Here is a 24,710-nt window from a genome sequence, read left to right as displayed (position 1 = left end):
GTTCCGATCAGTGCTGGCGGCGCCAGGCGCGTAAGGTGGTGTAGAGCAGCACCGCGCCTAGCACCGGCAGCACATAGAACAGCATCAACCGCTCCAGCCGGCCGGCCAGCGGCATGCCCATGGTGAAGGCTGCCACATGCAGGCCATAGGCCAGGTAGAGGCAGAGCAGTACCAGGCCCTCGGCGCGGGTGATGCGGTAGCCGGAGTAGAACATCGGCAAGGCCAGGGCAGCGACGCCGAGCATCACCGGCAGGTCGAACCCGAGGGCATTGGGTGAAATGCTCAAGGGCTCGGGGGTGATCAGTGCGGTCAGCCCCAGCACCCCAAGCAAATTGAGCAGGTTGCTGCCGATCACCGTGCCCACGGCGATTTCCCGTTCACCGCGCAACGCCGCGACCAGTGCGGCGGCCAGTTCTGGCAGTGAGGTGCAGACCGCTACCACTGTCAGGCCGATGACGCGCTCGGAAAGCCCCAGGTCGGTTGCCACCTCGACGGCGGCCTGCAGCAGCAGGTGGCCGGCCAGGCTCAGCAGCACCAAGCCAATGGCCACTTGCAGCAAGGTGGCGGACCAGAAGCGGCCAGGGCGCACGGCGACCAAGGCGGGCGCTGGGTAGGTGCGGGCATAGTGGCGAGACTGATGCCAGAGCATGGCCAGGTAGCCGACCAGGCCGAGCAACAGTACCAGCCCTTCGAAGCGCCCCAGCTGGCCATTGACGCACAGGGCGTAGACCAGGACGCTCGCCAGGATCATCAGTGGGATATCCAGACGCACCAGCTGACGGGAAACCCGCAAGGGAATGATCAGTGCGGCCAGGCCGAGAATGACCAGAACGTTGAAGATGTTGCTGCCGATCACGCTGCCCACGGCAACGTCCGGTGCACCTTGGTAGGCAGCTTGCAGGCTCACCGTGAGCTGTGGCGCCGTGCTGCCGAAGGCCACCAGACTGAGGCCGATGATCAGCGGTCGCACATGCAGATGCTGGGCCAGGCGCAGGGCGGCACGCACCATCAATTCGGCACCGCCGATCAGCAATACGAGTGCCGCGCCCAGTTGCAGCAGGCTGAGGGTGGGAAGGGTGGCCAGGTCGAAGATGGTCAGGGCTCCTGTCAGATGGGGCGTCAGGTCGGATCAGTCGCTCAGCCCTTGTACCCGCACGCGCGCAGTTCCGCTACGCAGCATGCCGATTTTTTCCGCTGCAGCACGGGATAGATCGATCAGTCGGCCCCGGGTGTGTGGGCCGCGGTCATTGATGCGGACCACCACGCTGCGCTGGTTCGACAGGTTGGTGACCAGCACCTTGCTGCCAAACGGCAGGCTGCGGTGAGCGGCGGTGAGGCCATGTTGATTGAAGGCTTCGCCGCTGGCAGTACGTTTGCCATGGTGGCGCGAGCCATAGTAGGACGCGGTACCGGTCTGGTCGTAGCCGCGTGGGTCGATGTCGTGACTGGCACAGCCGGCCAGGAAGGAGATGAAGGCAAGGGTGCCCAGTGATCGCATCAGCAAGTCAGGGGTTCTCCAGGGTGGCCATTCGCGGGCAACCCCGCTCCCACAGGTGAGGCGCCGCCTGGGAGGGTGGCGCGGGGGCTGCGAGGGCGGGCTTGCCCGCGAAGGATTACAGGGACAAAACCGTCACCCTTCGAGCTTGGCCTTGAGCAATTGGTTCACCTGCCCCGGGTTGGCCTTACCTTTGGATGCCTTCATCGCCTGGCCGACGAAGAAGCCGAACATCTTGCCTCGCTTGGCCTCGTCGGCTGCGCGGTATTGTTCGACCTGCTCGGCGTTGGCAGCCAGGACTTCGTCGAGCATCTTGTCGATCGCACCGGTGTCGGTGACCTGCTTGAGGCCTTTGCTTTCGATGATGCTGTCGGCATCGCCTTCACCGGCAGCCATCGCTTCGAACACGGTCTTGGCGATCTTGCCACTGATGGTGTTGTCGCGGATGCGCAGGAGCATGCCGCCCAAGTGCGCGGCGCTGACCGGTGCCTGGTCGATCTCGACCCCAAGCTTGTTGAGCAGACTGCCCAGCTCGACCATGACCCAGTTGGCGGCAAGCTTGGCGTCGCCGCCGATCTTCACCACTTCCTCGAAGTAGTCCGCCTGTTCGCGGCTGGAGGCCAGGACGTTGGCGTCGTAGGCCGACAGGCCGTACTGCTGCTGGAAGCGCTCGACCTTCTGGGTCGGCAGCTCTGGCAGGCCGGCGCGGACGGTTTCCAGGAAGCTGTCCTCGATCACCACTGGCAGCAGGTCCGGATCGGGGAAGTAACGGTAGTCGTTGGCCTCCTCCTTGCTGCGCATCGAGCGGGTCTCGTCCTTGTTTGGATCGTACAGGCGAGTTTCCTGAACGACCTTGCCGCCGTCTTCGATCAGGTCGATCTGGCGCTGGATCTCGCTGTTGATGGCGCGCTCGATGAAGCGGAACGAGTTGACGTTCTTGATCTCGCAGCGGGTGCCGAACTCAGTCTGGCCTTTTGGCCGGATCGACACGTTGCAGTCGCAACGCAGCGAACCTTCGGCCATGTTGCCGTCGCAGATGCCCAGGTAACGCACCAGGGCGTGAATCGCCTTGACATAGGCGACGGCTTCCTTGGCACTGCGCATGTCCGGCTCGGAGACGATTTCCAGCAGAGGCGTGCCGGCACGGTTCAGATCGATGCCGGTGGAACCACTGAAGTCTTCGTGCAGGCTCTTGCCGGCATCTTCTTCCAGGTGCGCGCGGGTCACGCCGATACGCTTGATGGTGCCGTCTTCGAGGGCGATGTCCAGGTGGCCCTTGCCGACGATCGGCAGGTCCATCTGGCTGATCTGGTAGCCCTTGGGCAAGTCGGGGTAGAAGTAGTTCTTGCGCGCGAACACGTTACGCTTGCCGATTTCGGCGTCGATCGCCAGGCCGAACATGCAGGCCATGCGCACGGCTTCGGCGTTGAGCACCGGCAGTACGCCGGGCATGCCCAGGTCGACCAGGCTGGCCTGGGTGTTCGGCTCGGAGCCGAAGGTGGTGGCACTGCCGGAGAAGATCTTCGACTGGGTGGCCAGCTGGGTATGAATCTCCAGCCCGATCACAACTTCCCATTGCATGTGTGAATTCCTCAGAAGCCGTTAGGAGCGCGGGTATGCCAGTCGGTGACTTGCTGGTAACGGTGCGCGACGTTGAGCAGGCGGCCTTCCTGGAAGTACGGTGCCAGCAGTTGCACGCCCACCGGCAGGCCGTCCACGAAGCCGGCCGGCATCGACAGGCCCGGAAGGCCGGCCAGGTTGGCGGTGATGGTGTAGACGTCTTCCAGGTAGGCGGCGACCGGGTCGCTGCTCTTGGCGCCTAGCTTCCAGGCCGGGTTCGGCGTGGTCGGGCCGAGGATCAGGTCGACGCCTTCGAAAGCCGCCATGAAGTCGTTCTTGATCAGCCGGCGGATCTGTTGCGCCTTGAGGTAATACGCATCGTAGTAACCCGCCGACAGGGCATAGGTGCCGACCATGATGCGGCGTTGCACTTCGGCGCCGAAGCCTTCGCCACGGGAGCGCTTGTACAGGTCGGTGAGGTCCTTGGGCGCATCGCAGCGATAGCCGAAACGCACGCCGTCGAAACGCGACAGGTTGGAGGAGGCTTCCGCAGGCGCGATCACGTAGTACGCCGGAATGGCGTGCTGCATGTTCGGCAGGCTGATTTCCTTGACCACCGCGCCGAGCTTTTCCAGCTCCTTGACGCTGGCCTGGACCAGCTCGGCGATGCGTGGGTCGAGGCCGGCGCCGAAGTATTCCTTCGGCAGGCCGATGCGCAGGCCCTGCAGCGAATCGTTCAGGCTGGCGCTGTAGTCAGGCACCGGCTCGTCGATGCTGGTGGAGTCCTTGGCGTCGAAGCCGGCCATGCCTTGCAGCAGCAGGGCGCAGTCTTCGGCGGTGCGCGCCAGCGGGCCGCCCTGATCGAGGCTGGAGGCGTAGGCGATCATGCCCCAGCGCGAGACACGACCATACGTCGGCTTGAGGCCAGTGAGGTTGGTGAGTGCCGCCGGCTGACGGATCGAGCCGCCGGTATCCGTGCCGGTGGTGGCCGGCAGCAGGCGCGCGGCTACCGCCGCAGCCGAACCGCCGGACGAACCGCCTGGCACGTGCTCGAGGTTCCATGGGTTCTTCACCGCGCCGTAGTGGCTGGATTCGTTGGCCGAACCCATGGCGAACTCGTCCATGTTGGTCTTGCCCAGCGTGACCATGCCGGCTTCGGCCAGCTTGGCGACCACCGTGGCGTCGTAGGGCGCCTTGAAGTTGTCGAGCATCTTCGAGCCGCAGCTGGTGCGCACGCCGAGGGTGCAGAACAGGTCCTTGTGAGCGATCGGTGCGCCGAGCAACGCGCCGTTTTCGCCAGCGGCGCGACGGGCGTCGGCGGCCCGCGCCTGGCCCAGGGCCAGCTCTTCGGTGACGCTGATGAAGCTGTTGATCTGTGGGTCCAGTTGCTTGACACGCGCCAGCAGGGCGCCGGTCAGCTCTTCGGAGGAAAACGACTTGTCGGCGAGTCCGCGGGCGATCTCGGCCAGGGTCAATTCATGCATGGCAGGCTCTATCCCTTACTCGATGACTTTGGGAACCAGGTACAGACCGTTTTCGGTCGCGGGTGCGATGGCCTGGTAGGCGTCGCGCTGGTTGTGCTCGGTGACCTGGTCGGGGCGCAGGCGCTGGCTGGCCTCCAGTGGGTGTGCCAGTGGCTCGATGCCAGTGGTGTCGACGGCCTGCATCTGGTCGACCAGGCCGAGAATGCTGTTCAGGGCATCGGTAATGCGCGGAAGTTCGCCTTCATTGAGGCCCAGACGGGCCAGATGAGCGATCTTTTCCACGTCGCAGCGTTCGAGCGCCATGGGAATCTCCAGGGGAAACAAAGAACGGAATAGGGTCCGTGATGAGGAACATGCCAGCATTTTGGCGGTCATACGGCCGCGATCATCTGTCGGCATGCTCGGAAAAACAGCCAATTTAACATATTGGCTCCTTGCCCAAAATCCCTGCCATTGTTAGAGTTTGCCGCACTTTTTTACCCACGCTTTCCCCAGGGTCACTTTCCCATGTTCAAGAAACTGCGTGGCATGTTTTCCAGCGATCTCTCCATCGACCTGGGTACTGCCAACACCCTTATTTACGTGCGTGAGCGCGGTATCGTCCTGAATGAGCCCTCGGTTGTTGCCATCCGTACCCACGGCAACCAGAAAAGCGTCGTGGCCGTCGGTACCGAAGCCAAGCGCATGCTGGGCCGTACACCTGGCAACATTGCCGCCATTCGCCCGATGAAGGACGGCGTCATCGCCGACTTCAGCGTTTGTGAAAAAATGTTGCAGTACTTCATCAACAAGGTTCACGAGAACAGCTTCCTGCAGCCGAGCCCGCGGGTCTTGATCTGCGTGCCGTGCAAGTCGACCCAGGTCGAGCGCCGGGCGATCCGTGAGTCGGCCCTGGGTGCCGGCGCCCGCGAAGTGTTCCTGATCGAAGAGCCGATGGCCGCCGCTATCGGTGCCGGCCTGCCGGTCGAGGAAGCGCGGGGCTCGATGGTCGTCGATATCGGTGGCGGTACCACCGAGATCGCTCTGATCTCGCTCAACGGCGTGGTGTATGCCGAATCCGTTCGTGTTGGCGGCGACCGCTTCGACGAAGCCATCGTCACCTATGTGCGCCGCAACTACGGCAGCCTGATCGGCGAATCCACCGCTGAGCGTATCAAGCAGGAAATCGGCACCGCCTACCCAGGTGGCGAAGTGCGTGAAGTCGACGTGCGTGGTCGCAACCTGGCGGAAGGCGTGCCGCGTGCCTTCACCCTGAACTCCAACGAGGTGCTCGAGGCGCTGCAGGAGTCGCTGGCGACCATCGTTCAGGCGGTCAAGAGCGCGCTGGAGCAATCGCCACCGGAGCTGGCCTCCGACATCGCCGAGCGTGGTCTGGTGCTGACCGGTGGGGGTGCGTTGCTGCGTGACCTGGACAAGCTGCTGGCCCAGGAAACCGGTTTGCCGGTGATCGTCGCCGAAGACCCGCTGACCTGCGTCGCCCGTGGCGGTGGTCGCGCCCTGGAGATGATGGACAAGCACGCGATGGACCTGCTCTCCAGCGAGTGATTTCGCTCGCTGCATCCGAGCGCCCGGTTTACAGGTAGCACGCGCAGTGCTACCTGTATGCGTTGGGCAGGCGCAAATCGTGCGCCGTTTCCGTCAACCCGCAACCAGGCTGGTGCGTTGTCCCATGTCCCATGACTTCCTGAGTCGTCCACGAGGAACGGCCCATTAAACCGCTTTTCTCCAAGGGCCCCTCGCTGGGCGTGCGCTTGCTCGTGCTCGTGGTGTTGTCCGTCGCGCTGATGGTGGTCGACGCACGTTTTGCCGTGCTCAAACCGGTGCGCAGCCAGATGGGCCTGGTCCTGATGGAGTCGTACTGGATCACCGACCTGCCGCAGCGCCTCTGGCAGGGCGTGGCTGGCCAGTTCGGCAGCCGCAACGAACTGATCGCCGAGAACGAGAAGCTCAAGACCGAAGCCCTGCTGCTGCAGGGGCGGCTGCAGAAGCTGGCGGCCCTGACCGAACAGAACGTGCGGTTGCGCGAGTTGCTCAACTCCTCGGCGCTGGTCAACGAGAAGGTCGAAGTCGCCGAGCTGATCGGCGTCGATCCCAATCCGTTCACCCACCGGATCATGATCAACAAGGGCGAACGTGATGGCGTGTTCCTGGGCCAGCCGGTGCTCGATGCCCGTGGCCTGATGGGCCAGGTGGTCGAATTGATGCCCTACACCTCGCGCGTGCTGCTGCTGACCGACACCACCCACAGCATTCCGGTGCAGGTCAACCGCAATGGCTTGCGCGCGATCGCCAGCGGTACCGGCAACCCTGAGCGTCTCGAACTGCGTCATGTGGCCGATACCGCCGACATCAAGGAAGGCGACCTGCTGGTCAGTTCCGGCATGGGCCAGCGTTTCCCCGCCGGCTACCCGGTGGCCACGGTCAACGAAGTGATCCACGACTCCGGCCAGCCGTTCGCCATCGTTCGCGCCATCCCCACTGCCGCCCTCAACCGCAGCCGCTACATGCTGCTGGTGTTCAGTGACCGACGCACACCGGAGCAACGCGCGACCGACGCCGCCGTCGCCCAGGAAGAGGCCGATCGCAAGGGCGCGACGTCCCCGGCCCAGCCGGCGACCGAGACCGGCGCTTCCGGGGCGACCGCTCCCGCAGCGGCTGTCCCGGCGGCTCCGGCTGCGACTGCACCTGCCGCCGTGCCTGAAGCTCCGGCGCCAGCCGCGGCTCCGGCGACGCCGACCCAACCCCGGAGACAATGATGGCTGCTTCGCGACGCAACCACGGCTGGGTGATCTGGCTGACCTTCGCCATCGGCCTGCTGCTCAGCGTGTCGCCCATGCCGCAGTTCATGGAAGTGTTCCGGCCCATGTGGCTGGCCCTGCTGGTGTCGTTCTGGACCCTGGCGGTGCCGAACAAGGTCGGCATGACCACAGCCTTCGTCCTCGGTCTGGCCGAGGACGTGCTGTATGGCACACTGCTCGGCCAGAACGCCCTGATTCTCACCCTGATCACCTTCCTGGTGCTGTCCCTGCAACAGCGCCTGCGCATGTTTCCCATGTGGCAGCAAAGCCTGGTGATCCTGGTGATCTTCGGCATCGCCCAGCTCATCCAGCTGTGGCTCAGCGCGCTCACCGGCAACCGCTTGCCGACCCTAGCGTTGGTCTGGTCTGCGGTCATCAGTGCCTTGCTCTGGCCTTGGATCAGTTTCGCCCTGCGCGATCTGCGCCGGCGCCTGCACATCAACTGACGGCGATGCCGCGACTGACAGGGAGATGTCCGAATGACCCCGCTTTACCTGGCTTCCGGCTCACCGCGGCGGCGTGAACTGCTGACTCAGATCGGCGTGCCGTTCAGTGTCGTCACTGCTCCCATCGATGAATCCCCTCTGCCCGACGAGGCCGTCACCGAGTACGCCCTGCGCCTGGCCCGCGCCAAGGCTGCCGCAGGCTTCGCTCGACTGAGTGGCCCAGGCGTAGTGTTGGCCGCCGACACCGTGGTCGTGGCCAAGGGCCAGATGCTGGGCAAGCCCCGTGACCAAGCGCATGCCTTGGCGATGCTCGCAGATCTTTCCGACGGCCAGCACCAGGTGCTCACCGCCGTTGCGGTGACCGACGGCCAGCGCTGCCTGGACGTGTGCGTGGCCACCGATGTGCATTTTCGCGCCATCGGTCACGACGAGGCGCTGCGCTATTGGGCCACGGGCGAGCCGTTGGACAAGGCCGGCGGTTACGCCATCCAGGGCCTGGGTGCGGTGTTCGTCAAATCCCTCACGGGTAGCTACTCCACGGTGGTCGGCCTACCGCTGTTCGAGACCGCCCAACTGCTGGCACAGTTTTCCATCGCCTGCTGGCAGCAACACGAGGTTTCAGCACCGCGCTAGCCAGCGATTCGACAGCGATCCATCATTACCGAAGACTTTGGACGAGAGCCTGCCATGAGTGAAGAGATCCTGATCAACATCACCCCGATGGAATCACGCGTGGCAGTGGTGGAAAACGGCGTGCTGCAAGAGGTGCACGTCGAGCGCACGCAACGCCGAGGCATCGTCGGCAACATCTACAAGGGCAAGGTCGTGCGCGTCCTGCCAGGCATGCAGGCGGCCTTCGTCGACATAGGCCTGGAGCGCGCTGCGTTCATCCACGCCTCGGAGATTTCCCAGCGCGAAGGTTCGGCGGTTGAAAACATTACCGCCCTGGTCCATGAGGGCCAGGCCCTGGTGGTCCAGGTGACCAAGGATCCGATCGGCACCAAGGGCGCGCGTTTGACCACGCAGTTGTCCATTCCCTCGCGTTACCTGGTGTACATGCCCCGCAGCAGTCATGTCGGCATTTCGCTGAAAATCGAGGACGAAGCCGAGCGTGAGCGCCTCAAGCAGGTGGTCAGCGATTGTGTGGACAGTGAGAACATCAAGGACGCCGGCGGGTTCATCCTGCGCACCGCGGCCGAAGGCGCACGCAGCGAGGAAATCCTCCAGGACATCCGTTACCTGCGCAGGTTGTGGGAGCAGATCGGCAGCCAGATCCAGACCTGCGGGGCGCCGACGGTCATCTACGAGGACCTCGGCCTGGCCTTGCGTACGCTGCGCGACCTGGTCAATCCGAAAATCGAGAAGATTCGCATCGATTCCCGGGAAACCTTCCAGAAGACCACGCAGTTCGTCGCCGAATTGATGCCGGAAATCGCCGACCGCCTCGAACATTATCCCGGCGAACGGCCAATCTTCGATCTCTACGGTGTGGAGGACGAAATTCAGCGCGCCCTTGAGCGCAAGGTGCCATTGAAGTCCGGCGGTTATCTGGTGGTCGATCCGGCCGAGGCCATGACGACCATCGACGTCAACACCGGCGCATTCGTCGGCCACCGCAACCTCGAAGAAACCATCTTCAAGACCAACCTCGAGGCGGCCACGGCCATTGCCCGGCAGCTGCGCCTGCGCAACATTGGCGGCATCATCATCATCGATTTCATCGACATGGAAGATGAGGAGCATCAGCGCCAGGTATTGCGCACCCTGGAAAAGCAGCTCGAACGTGACCATGCCAAGACCAACATCATCGGCATCACCGAGCTCGGTCTGGTGCAGATGACCCGCAAGCGCACCCGCGAGAGCCTTGAGCAAGTACTGTGCGAGCCCTGCGTGGCCTGCCAGGGGCGCGGCAAGCTGAAAACCCCTGAAACCATTTGCTACGAGATTTTCCGCGAAATCCTTCGCGAGGCCCGCGCCTACCAGGCCGAGGGCTATCGTGTACTGGCCAACCAGAAAGTGGTCGACCGGCTGCTCGATGAAGAGTCGGGCAACGTGGCTGAACTGGAAGCGTTCATCGGTCGAACGATTCGCTTCCAGGTCGAGTCGATGTATTCACAGGAACAATACGATGTGGTGCTGCTCTGACCCGCAATAGAAGCCGCTCGGGCTGGCAAAACCGGTACATCGGGCCATGATGGATAGACGACTTGGAGGGCCACGGCAATGGGGCGTCTGACCCGCGTTCCGGTTGCCATGACCCGCTGGGGTCTTGGCATCTGCGCGCTGCTGGCAGTACTCGTCGCGTTGTATGTCAGCCTCGGACGGCAACTGGTGCCGCTGGTGGCCGAGTACCGCGCAGACGTTGAAACCAAGGCCGAGCAGGCCTTGGGCCTGCCGGTGCACATCGGTGCGCTCGAAGGGCGTTGGAGCGGCCTGGTGCCCGTGCTGCGCCTGCGTGATTTGCAGCTGGGCGAGGGGGCCTCGGCCCTGCGCCTGGACGATGTGCGGGTCGTGCCCGATCTGTGGGGCAGTCTCATGGCCCGCCAGGTGCGTCTGGCGCACATCGAGCTCAGCGGCCTGCAATTGATCGCCCGCGAAGACGAGCAGGGCGGCTGGGCCCTCGAAGGCCTGCCGAAGAAAGACGATGCACCGCTGGATCCGGCCGAAACCCTGGAACGTCTGGAGCGGTTGGGGCGGGTCGACGTCTTCGACAGCCAAGTCACCTTGCAGCCTTGGCAGCGCGATCCGCTGACCCTCACCTATGTCAGTCTCGGTTTGCAGGCCGGCGCTTCGCGCCAGGCCCTCGACCTGCGGGCCACCTTGCCCGATGGTCAGCCCCTTGCGTTGAACCTGCGCAGTCGCGCTACCGCCGATGCCTGGCGCCAAGGCAGTGCCGAGGTCTACCTGAGCTTGCCGCAGAGCGACTGGTCGCGTTGGCTGCCGCCGCGGCTGTTGGGCCAGTGGCAGGCGCAAGCCCTGCGCGCCGGTGGCGAATTCTGGATCGATTGGCGCAAAGGGGGGCTCGAACGAGCGGTGGTGCGCCTCAATGCGCCCGAGCTGCGCGGTGCCTACACCGGGCGCAAAGCGGTGAAGCTGGACAACCTCGCCCTGGGGGTCTGGTTCCAGCGCCGTGAGCAGGGGTTCGACGTCGTAGTCGACTCACTCGCCGCCAGCATGGGTGAAAAACGCTGGGAGTCCCACCTGCAGCTGCAACAGCGTGAGGGGCAGGATGCAGGGGGACCGACCTGGCAGGTTCAGGCGGACCGTCTCGACCTTACGCCATTGACGCCATTGATCGATGCCCTCGCGCCACTGCCGGAGAAGCTCATGGCGGTGGTCGATGGCCTGAAGGTGACCGGTACCCTGCGCAATGTGCGCCTGGATATCCGACCCAAGGCAGAAGGCGATCAACGTTTACAGTTCGCCGCCAACCTGGACAAGGTCGGCTTCGACGCATACCACGGCGCGCCGGCTGCCGGCAACGTCAGCGGCAGCATCAGCGGCGACTTGGGGCATGGCGAATTGCGCCTGGATAGCGACGCCTTCATGCTGCATCTGTATCCGATCTTCGGAAAACCCTGGCATTACCAGAAGGCCAATGCGCGGCTGACCTGGGCGCTGGACCAGGAAGGCTTCACCCTCATCGCGCCCTATATCAAGGTGCTCGGTGAGGAGGGCAAGATCGCCGCAGACTTTCTCATCCGGTTGTTCTTCGAGCCTGGACACGAAAGCTACATGGACCTGCGGGTGGGCCTCACCGACGGCGATGGCCGCTACACCGCCAAATACCTGCCCGAAGTCCTCAGTCCGGCCTTGGACGAGTGGCTGCGTAGCGCCATCGTCAAAGGCAATGTCGAGCAAGGCTATTTCCAGTACCAGGGCTCGCTCAACCATGGTGCCCCGGCTGAGGCTCGCAGCATCAGCCTGTTTTTCAAGGTCAATGACGCGGCGCTCGACTTCCAGCCCGGCTGGCCCCAGGTGCAGCATGTCGATGGCGATGTCCTGATCGAAGACAGCGGCGTGCGTATCAACGCGCGTCATGGGCTGTTGCTCGATACCCAGGTCAGCGACGTCAACGTCGACATTCCGCATGTGGAGGAGGGCCAGCACAGCCACTTGCACCTGGATGGCGACTTTGCCGGCACCCTTGGCGATGGCCTGAGGATTCTCAAGCAAGCTCCCATCGGCACCGGCGAAATCTTCGCCGGCTGGGAAGGCGAAGGCCCGTTGAACGGCAAGATCAAGCTGGACATTCCGTTGGCCCATGGTGAGCAGCCGAAGGTGCTGGTGGATTTCGCCACCCACGATGCTCGTCTCAAGATCGCGCCACCGACGTTGGAACTCAGTCGCCTGAAAGGTGATTTCAGTTTCGACCTGGACAAAGGCTTGAGTGGCAAGGGCATCAGTCTGCAGGCGTTTGGCAAACCGGTGACCGCACAGATCGTCGCCCAGGGCGCGCCGGGGCAGATGCAGACGCGCATCGAAGCCAGCGGCCAGGTGGCGCTCAAGGCCCTGACCGACTGGTTGCAGTTCGACCAGACGCTACCGGTTTCGGGCGAACTGCCCTACCAGTTGCAGGTCAACCTGGGCAAACGCGACAACAGTCTGAATGTCCGCTCGTCGCTCAAGGGCCTGGCCATCGACCTGCCGGCCCCTTTCGGCAAGTCAGCCGCCGAGACCCGCGACGGTCGTTTCAGCATGAACCTGCAAGGCGCCGAACGTCGTTTCGATGCAGCTTACGACGAGTTGGCGCGGCTCGCCTATGCAGCACCCGCCGACAAGCTGGCCCAGGGCCGTGGCGAGTTGCTGCTGGGCACTGGCACGGCGCAACTGCCGACCGGCCAAGGCCTGCGTGTTCGTGGCCGGCTGCAAACCCTCGACCTGGCCCCTTGGCAGGCTCAGGCCGAACGGCTGGGCGGCAGCGATCCCGGTGGCAGCGCCCGACAGAGCCTGCAGAGCGTCGACCTGAGCATCGGCCAGCTCAAGGCCTTCGGTATGGATCTGAACCAGGCTGTGGTGCGCCTGGCCCGCAGTGGTCCGGCCTGGGATCTGCGCCTGGACAGCCGAGAGGTGATCGGCAATGCCCGGCTACCGGACGCCAAGGGCGCAGCGATGGCGGTGCGCCTGCAGACTTTGCGGCTGCCGGCGGCCGATCCGTCCCAGGCGCAGGACGAAGACGGGCCGGATCCGCTTGCTGACTTCGACCCGCGTAAAGTGCCGGCCCTGGACCTGTCCATCGACAAGCTCTACCGTGGCGATGACTTCTACGGCAGTGCTGCGATCAAGTTACGTCCTACCCCCCGCGGGGTCTCAGCAGACGACATCGACCTGTCGTTCAAGGGGCTGCGGGTCGACGGCAGCGGTGGTTGGGAGGGCGTGCCGGGGGCCACCAGCAGTTGGTACAAAGGCCGGCTGGATGGCAAGAACCTGGGCGACGTGCTCAAGGCGTGGGGCTTCGCGCCGACCGTCACCAGTCGCGACTTCCGCCTGGACGTCGATGGTCGCTGGCCCGGCTCGCCAGCCTGGGTCGGTCTCAAGCGTTTCTCCGGCAGCATGGACGCGGCGTTGCGCAGCGGCCAGTTCGTCGAGGTGGAAGGCAGTGCCCAGGCACTGCGGGTGTTCGGCTTGCTCAACTTCAATGCCATTGGCCGGCGTCTGCGCCTGGACTTTTCCGACCTGTTCTCCAAAGGCTTGGCCTACGATCGGGTCAAGGGCCTGCTGGTAGCCAGCGACGGGGTGTATGTCACCCGCGAACCGATCACCGTCACCGGGCCTTCCAGCAATTTCGAACTCGAGGGCACCTTGGACATGGTTCGCGATCAGGTCAACGCCAACCTGCAGGTATCCCTGCCGGTCACCAATAACCTGCCCCTGGCAGCACTGATCGTGGGTGCACCGGCAGTGGGCGGCGCCTTGTTCCTGGTGGACCGCCTGGTCGGCGATCGGGTGTCGCGTTTCGCCAGCGTGCACTATCGCGTCGAGGGACCGGTCAAAGAGCCTAAAATCACATTTGTGAAACCTTTCGATAAATAAAGCCAGGGATAACCATGAAGGCAGCGGTGATCCAGATGGTCAGCCAGGACGATGTGCTGGCCAACCTGCAACGTGCTGGCGCTTTGCTCGAGCAGGCGGCCATGGCAGGCGCACGGCTGGCCGTGCTGCCGGAAAATTTCGCGGCCATGGGGCGGCATGATGCCGCCGCCATTGGTGGCGCCGAGGCTTCGGGCGATGGACCGATCCTGCCCTGGTTGAAACGCACTGCCCGCGACCTCAGGTTATGGATAGTCGGTGGTACCTTGCCGCTGCCACCGCAGGGTCAGCCAACGGCCAAGGCCCACGCCTGCTCCCTGCTGATCGACGAGCATGGCGAGATCGCGGCGCGCTATGACAAGCTGCACCTGTTCGATGTGGACGTGGCCGATCAGCGGGGTCGTTATCGTGAGTCCGACGACTATGCCCACGGCTCCCAGGTAGTGGTCGCTGACACACCCGTCGGGCGGCTCGGCTTGAGTGTCTGCTATGACCTGCGTTTTCCGGAGCTTTACAGCGCCTTGCGCGCTGCCGGAGCAGAATTGATCACCGCTCCGGCCGCGTTCACTGCCGTGACCGGAGCGGCGCACTGGGAAGTGCTGATCCGCGCACGGGCCATCGAGACCCAGTGCTACGTGCTGGCCGCTGCCCAGGGCGGTATCCATCCAGGGCCACGGGAAACCCATGGTCACGCGGCGATCGTCGACCCCTGGGGGCGGATCGTTGCTGAACGGGCGCAAGGCGAAGCGGTATTGCTGGCCGAGCGCGACATCGATGAACAGGCGTCCATACGGACGCGCATGCCGGTGGTTTCACACCGGCGCTTTTTCTCGCAGGACGCATTGCGGCCTGCGCACACCGCGGAGTGAATATGAGCCAGATGTTATCCACCGTCAGCGAGCAGCTCCTGGCCCCCGGCGGGCTGACCCTGGACAGCCTGCAGGCTGTGCTGGGCGAGCTGGCCGGCCCCGGTATCGACGCTGCCGATCTGTATTTCCAAGGCCAAGTCTCCGAAACCTGGGCGCTGGAAGACGGCATCGTCAAGGAAGGCAGCTTCAACCTCGACCAGGGCGTGGGTGTAAGGGCCCAGTCTGGCGAGAAGACTGGCTTTGCCTACAGCAACGCCATCAATCTTGAAGCGCTGACGTCCGCGGCCCGTGCCGCCCGATCGATTTCGCGTGCCGGTCAGAACGGCAAGGTCCAGGCGTTTCGCACCCAGGACGTACCGGCCCTGTATGGGGCGGACAATCCGCTGGAGGTGCTCAGCCGCGCCGAAAAGGTCGAGCTGCTCAAGCGCGTCGATGCAGCGACCCGAGCCCTGGATCCACGCATCCAGCAAGTCAGCGTGAGCATGGCCGGGGTCTGGGAGCGGATTCTGATCGCTGCCGCCGATGGCAGCCTGGCCGCCGATGTGCGGCCTCTGGTGCGTTTCAACGTGAGCGTCATCGTCGAGCAGAACGGCCGGCGTGAGCGTGGTGGGCAGGGCGGCGGCGGGCGTACCGACTACCGCTTCTTCACCGAGGAACGGGTCATGGGCTATGCCCGCGAGGCCCTGCGTCAGGCCCTGGTCAATCTCGAAGCGATTCCCGCGCCCGCTGGCACCCTGCCAGTGGTATTGGGCTCTGGCTGGTCCGGTGTGCTGTTGCACGAAGCAGTGGGCCATGGCCTGGAAGGTGATTTCAACCGCAAGGGGAGCTCGGCGTTCAGTGGTCGGATCGGCGAGAAAGTCGCTTCGAGCCTATGCACCATCGTCGATGACGGCACCCTCGAAGGCCGCCGTGGATCGCTCAGCGTCGATGACGAAGGCACCCCGACCGAGTGCACCACGCTGATCGAGAACGGCATCCTCAAGGGCTACATGCAGGACAAGCTCAATGCCCGCCTGATGGGCATGGCGGTTACCGGCAACGGCCGCCGGGAGTCCTATGCGCATCTGCCGATGCCACGCATGACCAACACCTACATGCGTGCCGGCGAAAGCGACCCGCAGGAGATCATCGCCTCGGTGAAGAAGGGCATCTACTGCGCCAACCTCGGCGGCGGGCAGGTCGACATCACCAGTGGCAAGTTCGTGTTCTCCACCAGCGAGGCGTACCTGATCGAGGACGGCAAGATCACTGCGCCGGTCAAGGGCGCGACGCTGATCGGCAACGGCCCCGAGGCCATGAGTCGGGTATCGATGGTCGGTAACGACCTGGCCCTGGACAGCGGCGTGGGGACGTGCGGCAAGGATGGGCAGTCGGTGCCGGTGGGCGTCGGGCAGCCAACCTTGAAACTGGATGCGATCACCGTGGGTGGGACGGGGGCTTGATGACCCGGCGCGCCTATGTGGAAGCAGGTGTGGCTGCCTCCACGGGCACCCCGGCGATCAGCGCAGACCGCGCTGCAGTTCGTCGAGTTCGCGGATGTACTTGAACACCTTGCGCGCAGCGGCAGGCGGTTTGTTGCGCGCCTTTTCGTGCTGGGCATGGCGGATCAACGAGCGTAGCTGCTGGCGATCGGTGTCGGGGTACTCGTTGACGAAACGTTCGAGGTCTTCGTCGTTACCGTCGATCAGTCGGTCGCGCCAGCGCTCGAGGCCGTGGAAGCGCTCGTTGTACTGGCGTGTGGAGCTGTCGATCTGCTCCAGCACGGCATGGATGGCGTCCAGGTCCTGGACACGCATCAGCTTGCCGACGAACGACATGTGCCGCTTGCGTGCGCCGTGGGCGGTGTGCTTGGAGGCTTCGTCAAGGGCCTTGCGCAGTTCGTCGGTCAGCGGCAGTCGCGCCAGTGTATCGGCCTTGAGCGTGGTGAGGCGCTCGCCGAGTTCGACCAGGGCATGCAGCTCGCGCTTGATCTGGGTTTTGCTTTTTTCGCCGTCGAAGGCGTCGTCGTATGAATCAACCATGGTGGCAGTCCGCTTGGGTTTTTATGAAAAGTCGCCGAGCGGCGAGCAGGCAAGGCGAAAACAGGCGAGGAAGCGGAGTTTACAGGTTGTAAATGAGCATTCCGAGCCTGTTTTCAACGCAGCATGGTCGTCGCGCAGGCACTTTTCGTACAAAGCATAGAAATTGCCGCCATGATAACCAGCCGGGGGCCGCTTGTCCGGCCCGGTCGTAGAATGACCTTTGCCGAACGAAGAATTTGAGTGGAGAAAACCATGAGTGCAGTCCAGAGCGTAGGCCCCAAGGACCTGCCAGCATTGCAGGAGCAGGTCGAGGCAATCGTCGCCGAGGCGCGCCGCCAGGGCGCCAGCGCTTGTGAGGTGGCGGTATCGTTGGAGCAGGGCCTGTCCACCAGCGTGCGTCAGCGCGAGGTGGAGACGGTCGAGTTCAACCGTGACCAGGGTTTTGGCATCACCTTGTACGTCGGCCAGCGCAAAGGCTCGGCGAGTACCTCGGCCAGTGGTCCGGAGGCGATCCGCGAAACCGTTGCCGCTGCTCTGGCCATTGCCAAGCACACCTCCGAGGATGAATGCGCCGGCCTGGCCGATGCGGCGTTGATGGCCCGGGAAATTCCGGACCTCGATCTTTATCATGACTGGGCACTGGAGCCTGAGAAGGCCATCGAGATGGCCCTGGAGTGCGAGGCTGCAGCGTTCGATGCAGACCCGCGCATCCTCAACGCCGACGGCACCACACTCAACACTCACCAAGGTTGCCGGGTATATGGCAACAGCCACGGCTTCATCGGCAGCTACGCCTCGACCCGACATAGCCTCAGCTGCGTGATGATCGCCGAAGGCGAGGGGCAGATGCAGCGCGACTACTGGTACGACGTCAACCGCCAGGGCAACCTGTTGGCAGACCCACGCAGCATTGGCCGGCGCGCCGCGCACCGCGCGGCCAGCCGCCTGGGTGCGCGTCCGGTGCCGACCTGCGAGGTACCGGTGCTGTTCTCCGCAGAGCTTGCCGGTGGCTTGTTCGGCAGTTTCCTGTCGGCGATCTCCGGCGGCAACCTGTACCGCAAGTCATCCTTCCTCGAAGGGGCGATCGGGCAACGCCTGTTCCCATCCTGGTTGTCGCTCGACGAGCGCCCGCATATTCCCCGGGCCCTGGGGAGCGCCGCATTCGATGGCGACGGCCTGGCGACCTATGCCAAACCGTTCGTCGACAAGGGCGAGCTGGTGTCGTACCTGCTCGGCACCTACTCCGGGCGTAAGTTGGGGCTGCCGAGCACGGCCAACTCCGGTGGTGTGCATAATCTTTATGTCAGCCATGGCGTCGAGGATCAGGCAGCTTTGATTCGGCGGATGGGACGCGGCCTGCTGGTGACCGAGCTGATGGGGCACGGTTTGAACATGGTGACGGGGGACTACTCCCGAGGTGCGGCGGGCTTCTGGGTCGAGAACGGCGAGATTCAGCATGCCGTGCAGGAAGTGACCATCGCCGGCAATATGAAGGACATGTTCCAGCAAATCGTGGCAATTGGCAGCGATCTTGAGACACGCAGCAACATCCATACGGGTTCTGTGCTGATCGAGCGGATGACTGTCGCGGGTAGTTGATCCACGGCCTGTGCAGGCACCAGGAATTTTCCAGATATCTTCAATACTCCAGAGACCCGGCCACCGCGCCGGGTTTTTCTTTCATCAGTTTCTTGTTGAAGTGATTCTACTTATCAATTAATAATGAATATCATTACCTGCTTTCGGCGATGATCTTCATGAAAACCGTCCTCCACGAACTGCCCTACCTGGAAAACTGGCGCTGGCTCAGCCGGCGCATCCGCTGCGCCCTCGAGCCCGACGAGCCACGCCTGATCGAGCACTACCTGGCCGAAGGTCGTTATCTGGTGTGCTGCACCCAGACTTCGCCATGGACGGTGGCATTGACCTCTTTCCGCCTGCTCCTCGATACCGCCTGTGACCGCATGCTGCCCTGGCATTGGCGCTGCCTGTGCCTGGATCAGGCCTGGCGCCCATTGCTGCAGTTGCGCAACCTCGATCGCCAGGAACAGAACCAGCGTTGGCAGCCTTACGCCTTGCAACTGGCCAACTGCGTGCTGCTGCCTTCGATTTCCCCCGATGATCTGATGCAAGGACTTGATGATGAGTGACACCCGAATCGAACGTGACAGCATGGGCGAGCTGCAGGTGCCGGCCCAGGCCCTGTACGGTGCGCAGACCCAGCGTGCGGTGAATAACTTCCCGATCAGTGGCCAGCGCATGCCGGCCCAGTTCATTCGCGCGCTGTTGCTGGCCAAGGCGGCTGCGGCCAAGACCAACGTCGAGCTGGAGCAACTGACGCCTGCTCAGGGCCAGGCCATCGTCAGGGCCGTCGAGCAGTTGCTGGCAGGGGATTTCATCCAGCATTTCCCGGTGGATGTGTTCCAGACAGGCTCCGGCACCAGTTCCAACATGAATGCCAACGAGGTGATCGCTACCCTGGCCAGCCGTGTACTCGGTGAACCGGTCAATGCCAACGACCACGTCAACTGTGGCCAAAGCAGCAATGACATCATCCCCACCACCATTCACGCCAGCGCTGCACTGGCCTTGCACGAACAGCTGCTCCCTGCGCTGGAACACCTGGTGCAGGTGATCCAGGTCAAGTCCGCACAAGTGCATCATTACGTCAAGACTGGCCGTACCCACCTGATGGATGCCATGCCGGTGCGCATGAGCCAGGTGCTAGACGGCTGGGCTGCGCAGCTCGGCGCCGCCAAGGCGCACATCGAAGCGACCCTGCCGAGCCTTCAGTCCCTGGCTCAGGGCGGCACTGCCGTAGGCACCGGGATCAACGCCCACCCGCAGTTCGCTGCGGGCTTCTCCCGCCAGCTCAGTAGCCTCACTCAGATCGAGTTCACCCCAGGGCAAAATCTGTTTGCCCTGATCGGCTCCCAAGATACCGCCGTGGCGTTGTCGGGCCAGCTCAAGACCACCGCAGTGGCGCTCATGAAGATCGCCAATGACCTGCGCTGGATGAACTCCGGCCCCCTGGCCGGGTTGGGCGAGATCGAGTTGCAGGGCCTGCAGCCAGGTTCGTCGATCATGCCGGGCAAGGTCAATCCGGTGATTCCCGAGGCCACCGCCATGGTCGCCGCTCAGGTGATCGGCAACGACGCCACCATCGCCGTGGCCGGGCAGTCAGGCAACTTCGAGTTGAACGTGATGCTGCCGGTGATCGCACGCAATCTGCTGGAAAGCATCGAGCTGATGGCCAATGCCAGCCGTCTGCTGGCCGACAAGGCCATCGCCAGCTTCAAGGTCAACGAAGGCAAGCTCAAGGAGGCCCTGGCGCGCAACCCGATTCTGGTCACGGCCCTGAACCCGATCATCGGTTACCTCAAGGCAGCGGAGATCGCCAAGACCGCCTACCAGCAGGGGCGCCCGATCATCGACGTGGCGCTGGAACACACCGATCTGTCGCGCGACCAGCTGCAGGCGCTGCTGGACCCGGAAAAACTCACTGCTGGCGGTATCTGAAGCGCCACAGCGGCCTGAAGAGAAACGTCATCCGATGCACCGCTTCGTACCCTGCCTACGGAATTCACTGACATGCCTCATACCTTGCCTGCACTGCCTTACGCCTATGACTCACTCGAACCGCACATCGATGCTCAGACCATGGAAATTCATCACAGCAAGCACCATCAGGCCTATATCAATAACCTGAACGCCGCCATCGAAGGCAGCGAGTGGGCCGACTGGCCGGTGGACAAGTTGGTGGCCGCGGTCAAGCAACTGCCAGCGAATCTGCAAGGCGCAGTGACCAACCAAGGCGGCGGTCACGCCAACCACAGTTTGTTCTGGACCGTCATGTCGCCCCGCGGTGGTGGGCTGCCGCAAGGCCAGGTGGCCCAGGCCATCGACTCCGAGTTGGGCGGTTTCGAGGCGTTCAAGGAGGCGTTCACCAAGGCCGCGCTGTCGCGCTTTGGCAGTGGCTGGGCATGGCTGACCGTCACCCCGCAGCGTGCGCTGGTGGTAGAGAGCAGCGGCAACCAGGACAGCCCATTGATGCACGGCAATACACCGATCCTTGGCCTGGATGTCTGGGAGCACGCGTATTACCTCAAGTACCAGAACCGTCGCCCGGAATACATCGGTGCGTTCTACAACGTCATCGACTGGGCGGAGGTGGAACGCCGCTATCTCGAAGCCTTGAAGTGAGCCGACTGGCATGCACTCAAAGGTGATGTCTGTCAGCAGCGTGCGCCTGTTCCGGATGGCGGTAGGTATTTTGCTGTTGCTAGTGGGGACTGCGTTGCTGGTGGCTCGTGGCATTGCCTGGCTGGATCTGGAGCCGCGCATGCTGCGCGCAACCTCGGCAACTCCGGGACACCCACGCCAAGCCAGTTACTCGCCTTCGTCGAAGAAGTTCTCGATCAATGCCACGAGCGCGTCCATGGCTTCGCCGTCCTGCTCGCCTTCGGTATGCAGGTGCACCTGGGTGCCTTTGCCAGCGGCCAGCATCATCACGGCCATGATGCTCTTGCCGTCCACCAGTTTGTCCGGTGCGCGACCGACCCGGACCTGGCAGGGGTAGCGCCCGGCCACGCCGACGAACTTGGCGGCCGCGCGGGCGTGCAGGCCAAGTTTGTTGATGATGGTGATTTCGCGGGCGGGCATTGTACGGTGGGTCCTGTGGGCTAGAGGTCGCGGTGGCGGACCTGAACGTTTTTCAGGGATTGCTGCAGCAATTGGCCGAGGCGTTCGGTGATGTATACCGAGCGGTGATGCCCCCCCGTGCAGCCTATGGCAATGGTGACATAGGCACGGTTGCTGGCGGCGAAGCGTGGCAGCCATTTCAGCAGATAGGCGGCGATATCGTTGAACATCTCTTCGACATCCGGCTGGGCTGCCAGATAGTCGATCACCGGCTGCTCGAGCCCGGAATGCTCGCGCAGTTCCGGTTTCCAATAGGGGTTAGGCAGGCAGCGTACGTCGAACACCAGATCGGCATCGACCGGCATGCCGCGCTTGAAACCGAACGACTCAACCAGGAACGCGGTACCGGGTTCGGGTTGATTGAGCAGGCGTAGCTTGATCGAGTCGCGCAACTGGTACAGGTTGAGGCTGGTGGTGTCGATCTTCAGATCGGCCAGGTCGGAAATCGGTCCCAGCAACTCGCTTTCGACGCGGATGGCCTCGGCCAGCGAGCGGTTGGCGTTGGTCAGCGGATGGCGCCGGCGAGTCTCGGAAAAGCGTTTGAGCAGCGTGTCTTCGTCAGCGTCGAGAAACAGCACGTCGCATTGAATATGACGGGCACGGGCTTCTTCGAGCAGCTCTGGGAAGCGCGACAGATGACTGGGCAGGTTCCGTGCATCGATTGACACCGCCACCTTGGGTTGCAGAAGCTCGGTGTTGATCAGGGCATTTTCCGCCAACTGCGGGAGCAGGCCGGCGGGCAAATTGTCGATGCAGTAGTAACCGTTGTCTTCCAGGACATCGAGGGCGGTGCTCTTGCCAGAGCCAGACCGTCCGCTGACGATGATCAGGCGCATGTTCAGGACTCGTTCTGTACGTCCAGGACAACCTGGTACAAGGCTTCGCTGCTGTTGGCGCCACGCAGGCGATCGCGAACCTCCTTGCGATCGAGCATGCTGGCGATCTGGCGCAGCAATTCGAGGTGGGCATCGGTTGCAGCTTCCGGCACCAACAGCACGAACAACAGGTCGACCGGTGCGCCATCGATGGCGTCATAGTCGATCGGGGCGTCCAGGTGCAGCAGAGCGCTGACGGGGGCAGTGCATCCTTCGATCCGGCAATGGGGAATGGCGATGCCATTGCCGAACCCGGTGGAGCCGAGCTTTTCACGAGCGATGAGCTTTTCGAAGACGTCTTGCATCTCCAGCTCGGGTACTTGTTCGGCAATCAGGTTGGCGACCTTTTCCAGGGCGCGCTTCTTACTGCCACCCGGCACGTTCACGAGGGAACGGCCGGGGGTCAGGATGGTTTCAAGTCGGATCATGGATGAGGGGTATCAGCGAGCTGCTGCACCTTGCAGCAGGCTTTGCTGTTTTTCCTTGTGTTTTTTCAGTTGGCGGTCGAGCTTGTCGGCCAAGGCGTCGATCGCTGCATACATGTCTTCGTGTTCTGCGTTGGCAACCACTTCGCCGCCGGGAATCTGCAAGGTCGCTTCGACCTTCTGCTGCAGCTTCTCGACCTTCATGATGACCTGCACGTTGGTGATCTTGTCGAAGTGACTCTCCACGCGGGCGAGCTTTTCAAGCACGTAATCGCGCAGCGGCTGGGTGACTTCTACATGCTGTCCACTGATATTGACTTGCATACAGCTTCTCCTTTATTGCCCGTGCATAAGGAGGCAGGTATTGCACCTGCCCCGAAAACGCGTTGGCATACCCAGGGGCTACATCAGTCGCTTGCGCTCACTCGACGGTGCGATGCCGAGGGACTCGCGGTACTTGGCGACGGTGCGACGGGCTACCTGGATGCCTTGTGCCTCCAGTAAACCAGCGATCTTGCTGTCACTCAATGGCTTTTTCTGATTTTCCGCAGCCACCAGTTTCTTGATGATTGCGCGAATCGCCGTGGACGAGCATTCGCCGCCTTCGGCGGTGCTGACGTGGCTGGAGAAAAAGTATTTCAGTTCGTAGATGCCACGGGGCGTGTGCATGTATTTCTGCGTGGTCACCCGGGAAATGGTCGATTCATGCATGCCCACTGCCTCGGCGATGTCGTGCAGCACCAGGGGCTTCATCGCCTCGTCGCCGTGGTCGAGGAAGCCGCGCTGGTGCTCGACGATCTGCGTCGCGACCTTCATCAGCGTTTCGTTGCGGCTCTGCAGGCTCTTGATGAACCAGCGCGCCTCTTGCAGCTGATTGCGCATGAAGGTGTTGTCGGCGCTGGTGTCGGCGCGCCGTACGAAGCCTGCATACTGCGGGTTGACCCGCAGGCGGGGGATGGCTTCCTGGTTCAGTCCGACCAGCCAGCGGTCGCTGTCCTTGCGCACGATCACGTCCGGCACCACGTACTCCGGCTCGCTGGACTCGATCTGCGAGCCCGGGCGGGGATTGAGGCTCTGCACCAGCTCGATCACCTGGCGCAGTTCATCTTCCTTGAGCTTCATGCGGCGCATCAACTGGCTGTAGTCGCGGCTGCCGAGCAGGTCGATGAAGTCGCTGACCAGGCGCTGGGCCTCGGCCATCCATGGCGTGTTCTTCGGTAATTGACGCAGTTGCAGCAGCAGGCATTCGCCCAGGTTGCGGGCTCCGACGCCGGCCGGCTCGAATTGCTGGATGCGGTGGAGCACGGCCTCGACTTCGTCGAGTTCGATGTCCAGTTCGGGGTCGAAGCCCTGGCAGATTTCCTCGAGGGTGTCTTCCAGGTAGCCCTGGCCGTTGATGCTGTCGATGAGGGTGACGGCGATCAGGCGATCGGTGTCGGACATCGGCGCCAGGTTCAACTGCCACAGCAGGTGGCTCTGCAGGCTCTCGCCAGCGGAGGTGCGAGTGGTGAAGTCCCACTCGTCGTCATCGTTGCTGGGCAGGCTGCTGGCGCTGGTCTGGTAGATGTCTTCCCAGGCCGTGTCGACCGGAAGTTCGTTGGGGATGCGCTCGTTCCACTCACCTTCTTCCAGGTTCTCGGCACTGGCCGTGGTTTCCTGGAAGCTGTTGTCCTGGGCTTCGGCAACCGGCTTGTTCTCGGCGTTGTCCGCCATCGGGTCGCTGTTGTCGAAGTCTTCGCCGTCTTCCTGACGTTCGAGCATCGGGTTCGACTCCAGCGCTTCCTGGATTTCCTGCTGAAGATCCAGGGTCGAAAGCTGGAGCAGACGGATGGCCTGTTGCAACTGCGGGGTCATCGTCAGTTGCTGGCCCATTTTTAGGACGAGCGATGGTTTCATGGCTGGGGCTAAATACCTTGTTCGCCGGCGCGCATGCGCCATCCACTACAGGGCGCCGAGGCGCCGAATTCAAGCAAGTTTTATGCCTTAATTTGTAGCGTTTGCCTAGA

The 24,710-nt window shown here is 63.2% G+C and carries 23 protein-coding genes and 1 pseudogene; 13 read left to right on the top strand and 11 right to left on the bottom strand.

The genetic code is table 11. The annotated features are described in order from the left end of the window. Window positions 1-7 precede the first annotated feature (7 nt). From KY379_RS04210 to gatC, 5 genes are all read right to left on the bottom strand, one after another. Window positions 8-1,051 carry a calcium/sodium antiporter gene (locus KY379_RS04210; RefSeq protein ID WP_196171908.1) on the bottom strand — a complete coding sequence of 348 codons (1,044 nt, stop codon included), beginning with the start codon at window positions 1,049-1,051 and terminating at the stop codon, window positions 8-10. A gap of 78 nt (window positions 1,052-1,129) precedes the next feature. Next, complete coding sequence (locus tag KY379_RS04205) at window positions 1,130-1,504, bottom strand: septal ring lytic transglycosylase RlpA family protein (protein WP_196171868.1); 375 nt, start codon at window positions 1,502-1,504, stop codon at window positions 1,130-1,132. A gap of 126 nt (window positions 1,505-1,630) precedes the next feature. Beyond that, window positions 1,631-3,076, bottom strand: a complete 1,446-nt coding sequence (gatB, locus tag KY379_RS04200; protein ID WP_133326414.1) for an Asp-tRNA(Asn)/Glu-tRNA(Gln) amidotransferase subunit GatB — start codon at window positions 3,074-3,076, stop codon at window positions 1,631-1,633. An 11-nt stretch (window positions 3,077-3,087) separates the two neighbouring features. Beyond that, window positions 3,088-4,539 carry an Asp-tRNA(Asn)/Glu-tRNA(Gln) amidotransferase subunit GatA gene (gatA, locus tag KY379_RS04195; RefSeq protein WP_261239066.1) on the bottom strand — a complete coding sequence of 484 codons (1,452 nt, stop codon included), beginning with the start codon at window positions 4,537-4,539 and terminating at the stop codon, window positions 3,088-3,090. 15 nt (window positions 4,540-4,554) lie between these two features. Then, window positions 4,555-4,842, bottom strand: coding sequence for an Asp-tRNA(Asn)/Glu-tRNA(Gln) amidotransferase subunit GatC (gatC, locus tag KY379_RS04190; RefSeq protein WP_133326410.1), 288 nt, complete (start codon window positions 4,840-4,842; stop codon window positions 4,555-4,557). 204 nt (window positions 4,843-5,046) lie between these two features. Here gatC and mreB point away from each other — a divergent pair, with 204 nt between their 5' ends. The 8 genes from mreB to tldD all read left to right on the top strand — a co-directional run bounded on the left by mreB (window position 5,047) and on the right by tldD (window position 16,124). Continuing rightward, window positions 5,047-6,084 carry a rod shape-determining protein MreB gene (mreB, locus tag KY379_RS04185; protein WP_003255163.1) on the top strand — a complete coding sequence of 346 codons (1,038 nt, stop codon included), beginning with the start codon at window positions 5,047-5,049 and terminating at the stop codon, window positions 6,082-6,084. Window positions 6,085-6,296: 212 nt separating this feature from the next. Beyond that, the gene (gene mreC, locus KY379_RS04180) at window positions 6,297-7,295 is read left to right on the top strand and encodes a rod shape-determining protein MreC (RefSeq protein WP_243744033.1); all 999 of its coding nucleotides are present in this window, start codon (window positions 6,297-6,299) and stop codon (window positions 7,293-7,295) included. Then, window positions 7,295-7,783 (top strand): rod shape-determining protein MreD, encoded by a 489-nt coding sequence (mreD, locus tag KY379_RS04175; RefSeq protein ID WP_136916487.1) that lies wholly within the window; start codon window positions 7,295-7,297, stop codon window positions 7,781-7,783. The genes mreC and mreD overlap by 1 nt, the downstream gene beginning before the upstream one ends. A gap of 33 nt (window positions 7,784-7,816) precedes the next feature. Beyond that, a complete protein-coding gene (locus KY379_RS04170) occupies window positions 7,817-8,416 on the top strand; it encodes a Maf family protein (RefSeq protein ID WP_133326404.1) in 600 nt (199 codons plus the stop codon). A 54-nt stretch (window positions 8,417-8,470) separates the two neighbouring features. Beyond that, a complete protein-coding gene (rng, locus tag KY379_RS04165) occupies window positions 8,471-9,928 on the top strand; it encodes a ribonuclease G (protein ID WP_133326402.1) in 1,458 nt (485 codons plus the stop codon). A gap of 78 nt (window positions 9,929-10,006) precedes the next feature. Then, the gene (locus tag KY379_RS04160; protein ID WP_261239065.1) at window positions 10,007-13,816 is read left to right on the top strand and encodes a YhdP family protein; all 3,810 of its coding nucleotides are present in this window, start codon (window positions 10,007-10,009) and stop codon (window positions 13,814-13,816) included. Between the two features lie 14 nt (window positions 13,817-13,830). Then, window positions 13,831-14,682 (top strand): carbon-nitrogen hydrolase family protein, encoded by an 852-nt coding sequence (locus KY379_RS04155; RefSeq protein WP_261239064.1) that lies wholly within the window; start codon window positions 13,831-13,833, stop codon window positions 14,680-14,682. A 2-nt stretch (window positions 14,683-14,684) separates the two neighbouring features. Then, on the top strand, window positions 14,685-16,124 hold the full coding sequence (tldD, locus tag KY379_RS04150; RefSeq protein ID WP_133326396.1) for a metalloprotease TldD: 1,440 nt from the start codon (window positions 14,685-14,687) through the stop codon (window positions 16,122-16,124). Window positions 16,125-16,181: 57 nt separating this feature from the next. Here the strand turns inward: tldD and yjgA are convergent, their stop codons facing one another. Next, the gene (gene yjgA / locus KY379_RS04145) at window positions 16,182-16,703 is read right to left on the bottom strand and encodes a ribosome biogenesis factor YjgA (protein ID WP_133326394.1); all 522 of its coding nucleotides are present in this window, start codon (window positions 16,701-16,703) and stop codon (window positions 16,182-16,184) included. Between the two features lie 252 nt (window positions 16,704-16,955). Here yjgA and pmbA point away from each other — a divergent pair, with 252 nt between their 5' ends. The 5 genes and pseudogenes from pmbA to KY379_RS27245 all read left to right on the top strand — a co-directional run. Further along, a complete protein-coding gene (gene pmbA / locus KY379_RS04140; protein WP_261239063.1) occupies window positions 16,956-18,302 on the top strand; it encodes a metalloprotease PmbA in 1,347 nt (448 codons plus the stop codon). A gap of 149 nt (window positions 18,303-18,451) precedes the next feature. Further along, window positions 18,452-18,853 carry a FagA protein gene (locus KY379_RS04135; RefSeq protein WP_196171863.1) on the top strand — a complete coding sequence of 134 codons (402 nt, stop codon included), beginning with the start codon at window positions 18,452-18,454 and terminating at the stop codon, window positions 18,851-18,853. Then, window positions 18,846-20,222 carry a class II fumarate hydratase gene (locus KY379_RS04130; RefSeq protein WP_261239062.1) on the top strand — a complete coding sequence of 459 codons (1,377 nt, stop codon included), beginning with the start codon at window positions 18,846-18,848 and terminating at the stop codon, window positions 20,220-20,222. Before KY379_RS04135 ends, KY379_RS04130 begins: the two co-directional genes overlap by 8 nt. A gap of 72 nt (window positions 20,223-20,294) precedes the next feature. Beyond that, window positions 20,295-20,906 (top strand): superoxide dismutase, encoded by a 612-nt coding sequence (locus KY379_RS04125; protein WP_133326386.1) that lies wholly within the window; start codon window positions 20,295-20,297, stop codon window positions 20,904-20,906. Between the two features lie 10 nt (window positions 20,907-20,916). Continuing rightward, window positions 20,917-21,057 (top strand): annotated as a pseudogene (locus KY379_RS27245) (ZIP family metal transporter); the annotation flags it as partial. Window positions 21,058-21,092: 35 nt separating this feature from the next. Here KY379_RS27245 and KY379_RS04120 read toward each other — a convergent pair. The 5 genes from KY379_RS04120 to KY379_RS04100 form a co-directional block, all read right to left on the bottom strand. Next, complete coding sequence (locus tag KY379_RS04120) at window positions 21,093-21,365, bottom strand: HPr family phosphocarrier protein (protein WP_133326384.1); 273 nt, start codon at window positions 21,363-21,365, stop codon at window positions 21,093-21,095. A 20-nt stretch (window positions 21,366-21,385) separates the two neighbouring features. Beyond that, a complete protein-coding gene (gene rapZ, locus KY379_RS04115) occupies window positions 21,386-22,240 on the bottom strand; it encodes an RNase adapter RapZ (protein ID WP_133326382.1) in 855 nt (284 codons plus the stop codon). Between the two features lie 2 nt (window positions 22,241-22,242). Further along, entirely contained in the window at window positions 22,243-22,707 is a 465-nt protein-coding gene (gene ptsN, locus KY379_RS04110) for a PTS IIA-like nitrogen regulatory protein PtsN (RefSeq protein WP_133326380.1), read from the bottom strand. A gap of 12 nt (window positions 22,708-22,719) precedes the next feature. Continuing rightward, a complete protein-coding gene (gene hpf, locus KY379_RS04105) occupies window positions 22,720-23,028 on the bottom strand; it encodes a ribosome hibernation-promoting factor, HPF/YfiA family (RefSeq protein ID WP_003255135.1) in 309 nt (102 codons plus the stop codon). Between the two features lie 78 nt (window positions 23,029-23,106). Further along, entirely contained in the window at window positions 23,107-24,600 is a 1,494-nt protein-coding gene (locus KY379_RS04100) for an RNA polymerase factor sigma-54 (RefSeq protein ID WP_261239061.1), read from the bottom strand. Window positions 24,601-24,710: the final 110 nt, after the last annotated feature.

The organism is Pseudomonas sp. HD6422 (genome assembly GCF_025377065.1).
GTDB lineage: Bacteria > Pseudomonadota > Gammaproteobacteria > Pseudomonadales > Pseudomonadaceae > Aquipseudomonas > Aquipseudomonas putida_U.
This window is presented reverse-complemented; position numbering and strand designations above follow the sequence as displayed.

Coding starts and splice junctions, on each gene's coding strand:
- KY379_RS04125 (WP_133326386.1), top strand. CDS start 20,295: ATGCCTCATACCTTGCCTGCACTGCCTTACGCCTATGACTCACTCGAA.
- gatC (WP_133326410.1), bottom strand. CDS start 4,842: ATGGCGCTCGAACGCTGCGACGTGGAAAAGATCGCTCATCTGGCCCGT.
- gatA (WP_261239066.1), bottom strand. CDS start 4,539: ATGCATGAATTGACCCTGGCCGAGATCGCCCGCGGACTCGCCGACAAG.
- KY379_RS04170 (WP_133326404.1), top strand. CDS start 7,817: ATGACCCCGCTTTACCTGGCTTCCGGCTCACCGCGGCGGCGTGAACTG.
- hpf (WP_003255135.1), bottom strand. CDS start 23,028: ATGCAAGTCAATATCAGTGGACAGCATGTAGAAGTCACCCAGCCGCTG.
- yjgA (WP_133326394.1), bottom strand. CDS start 16,703: ATGGTTGATTCATACGACGACGCCTTCGACGGCGAAAAAAGCAAAACC.
- rapZ (WP_133326382.1), bottom strand. CDS start 22,240: ATGCGCCTGATCATCGTCAGCGGACGGTCTGGCTCTGGCAAGAGCACC.
- mreB (WP_003255163.1), top strand. CDS start 5,047: ATGTTCAAGAAACTGCGTGGCATGTTTTCCAGCGATCTCTCCATCGAC.
- ptsN (WP_133326380.1), bottom strand. CDS start 22,707: ATGATCCGACTTGAAACCATCCTGACCCCCGGCCGTTCCCTCGTGAAC.
- gatB (WP_133326414.1), bottom strand. CDS start 3,076: ATGCAATGGGAAGTTGTGATCGGGCTGGAGATTCATACCCAGCTGGCC.
- tldD (WP_133326396.1), top strand. CDS start 14,685: ATGAGCCAGATGTTATCCACCGTCAGCGAGCAGCTCCTGGCCCCCGGC.
- KY379_RS04155 (WP_261239064.1), top strand. CDS start 13,831: ATGAAGGCAGCGGTGATCCAGATGGTCAGCCAGGACGATGTGCTGGCC.
- KY379_RS04135 (WP_196171863.1), top strand. CDS start 18,452: ATGATCTTCATGAAAACCGTCCTCCACGAACTGCCCTACCTGGAAAAC.
- KY379_RS04100 (WP_261239061.1), bottom strand. CDS start 24,600: ATGAAACCATCGCTCGTCCTAAAAATGGGCCAGCAACTGACGATGACC.
- KY379_RS04130 (WP_261239062.1), top strand. CDS start 18,846: ATGAGTGACACCCGAATCGAACGTGACAGCATGGGCGAGCTGCAGGTG.
- KY379_RS04120 (WP_133326384.1), bottom strand. CDS start 21,365: ATGCCCGCCCGCGAAATCACCATCATCAACAAACTTGGCCTGCACGCC.
- KY379_RS04160 (WP_261239065.1), top strand. CDS start 10,007: ATGGGGCGTCTGACCCGCGTTCCGGTTGCCATGACCCGCTGGGGTCTT.
- pmbA (WP_261239063.1), top strand. CDS start 16,956: ATGAGTGCAGTCCAGAGCGTAGGCCCCAAGGACCTGCCAGCATTGCAG.
- mreD (WP_136916487.1), top strand. CDS start 7,295: ATGGCTGCTTCGCGACGCAACCACGGCTGGGTGATCTGGCTGACCTTC.
- rng (WP_133326402.1), top strand. CDS start 8,471: ATGAGTGAAGAGATCCTGATCAACATCACCCCGATGGAATCACGCGTG.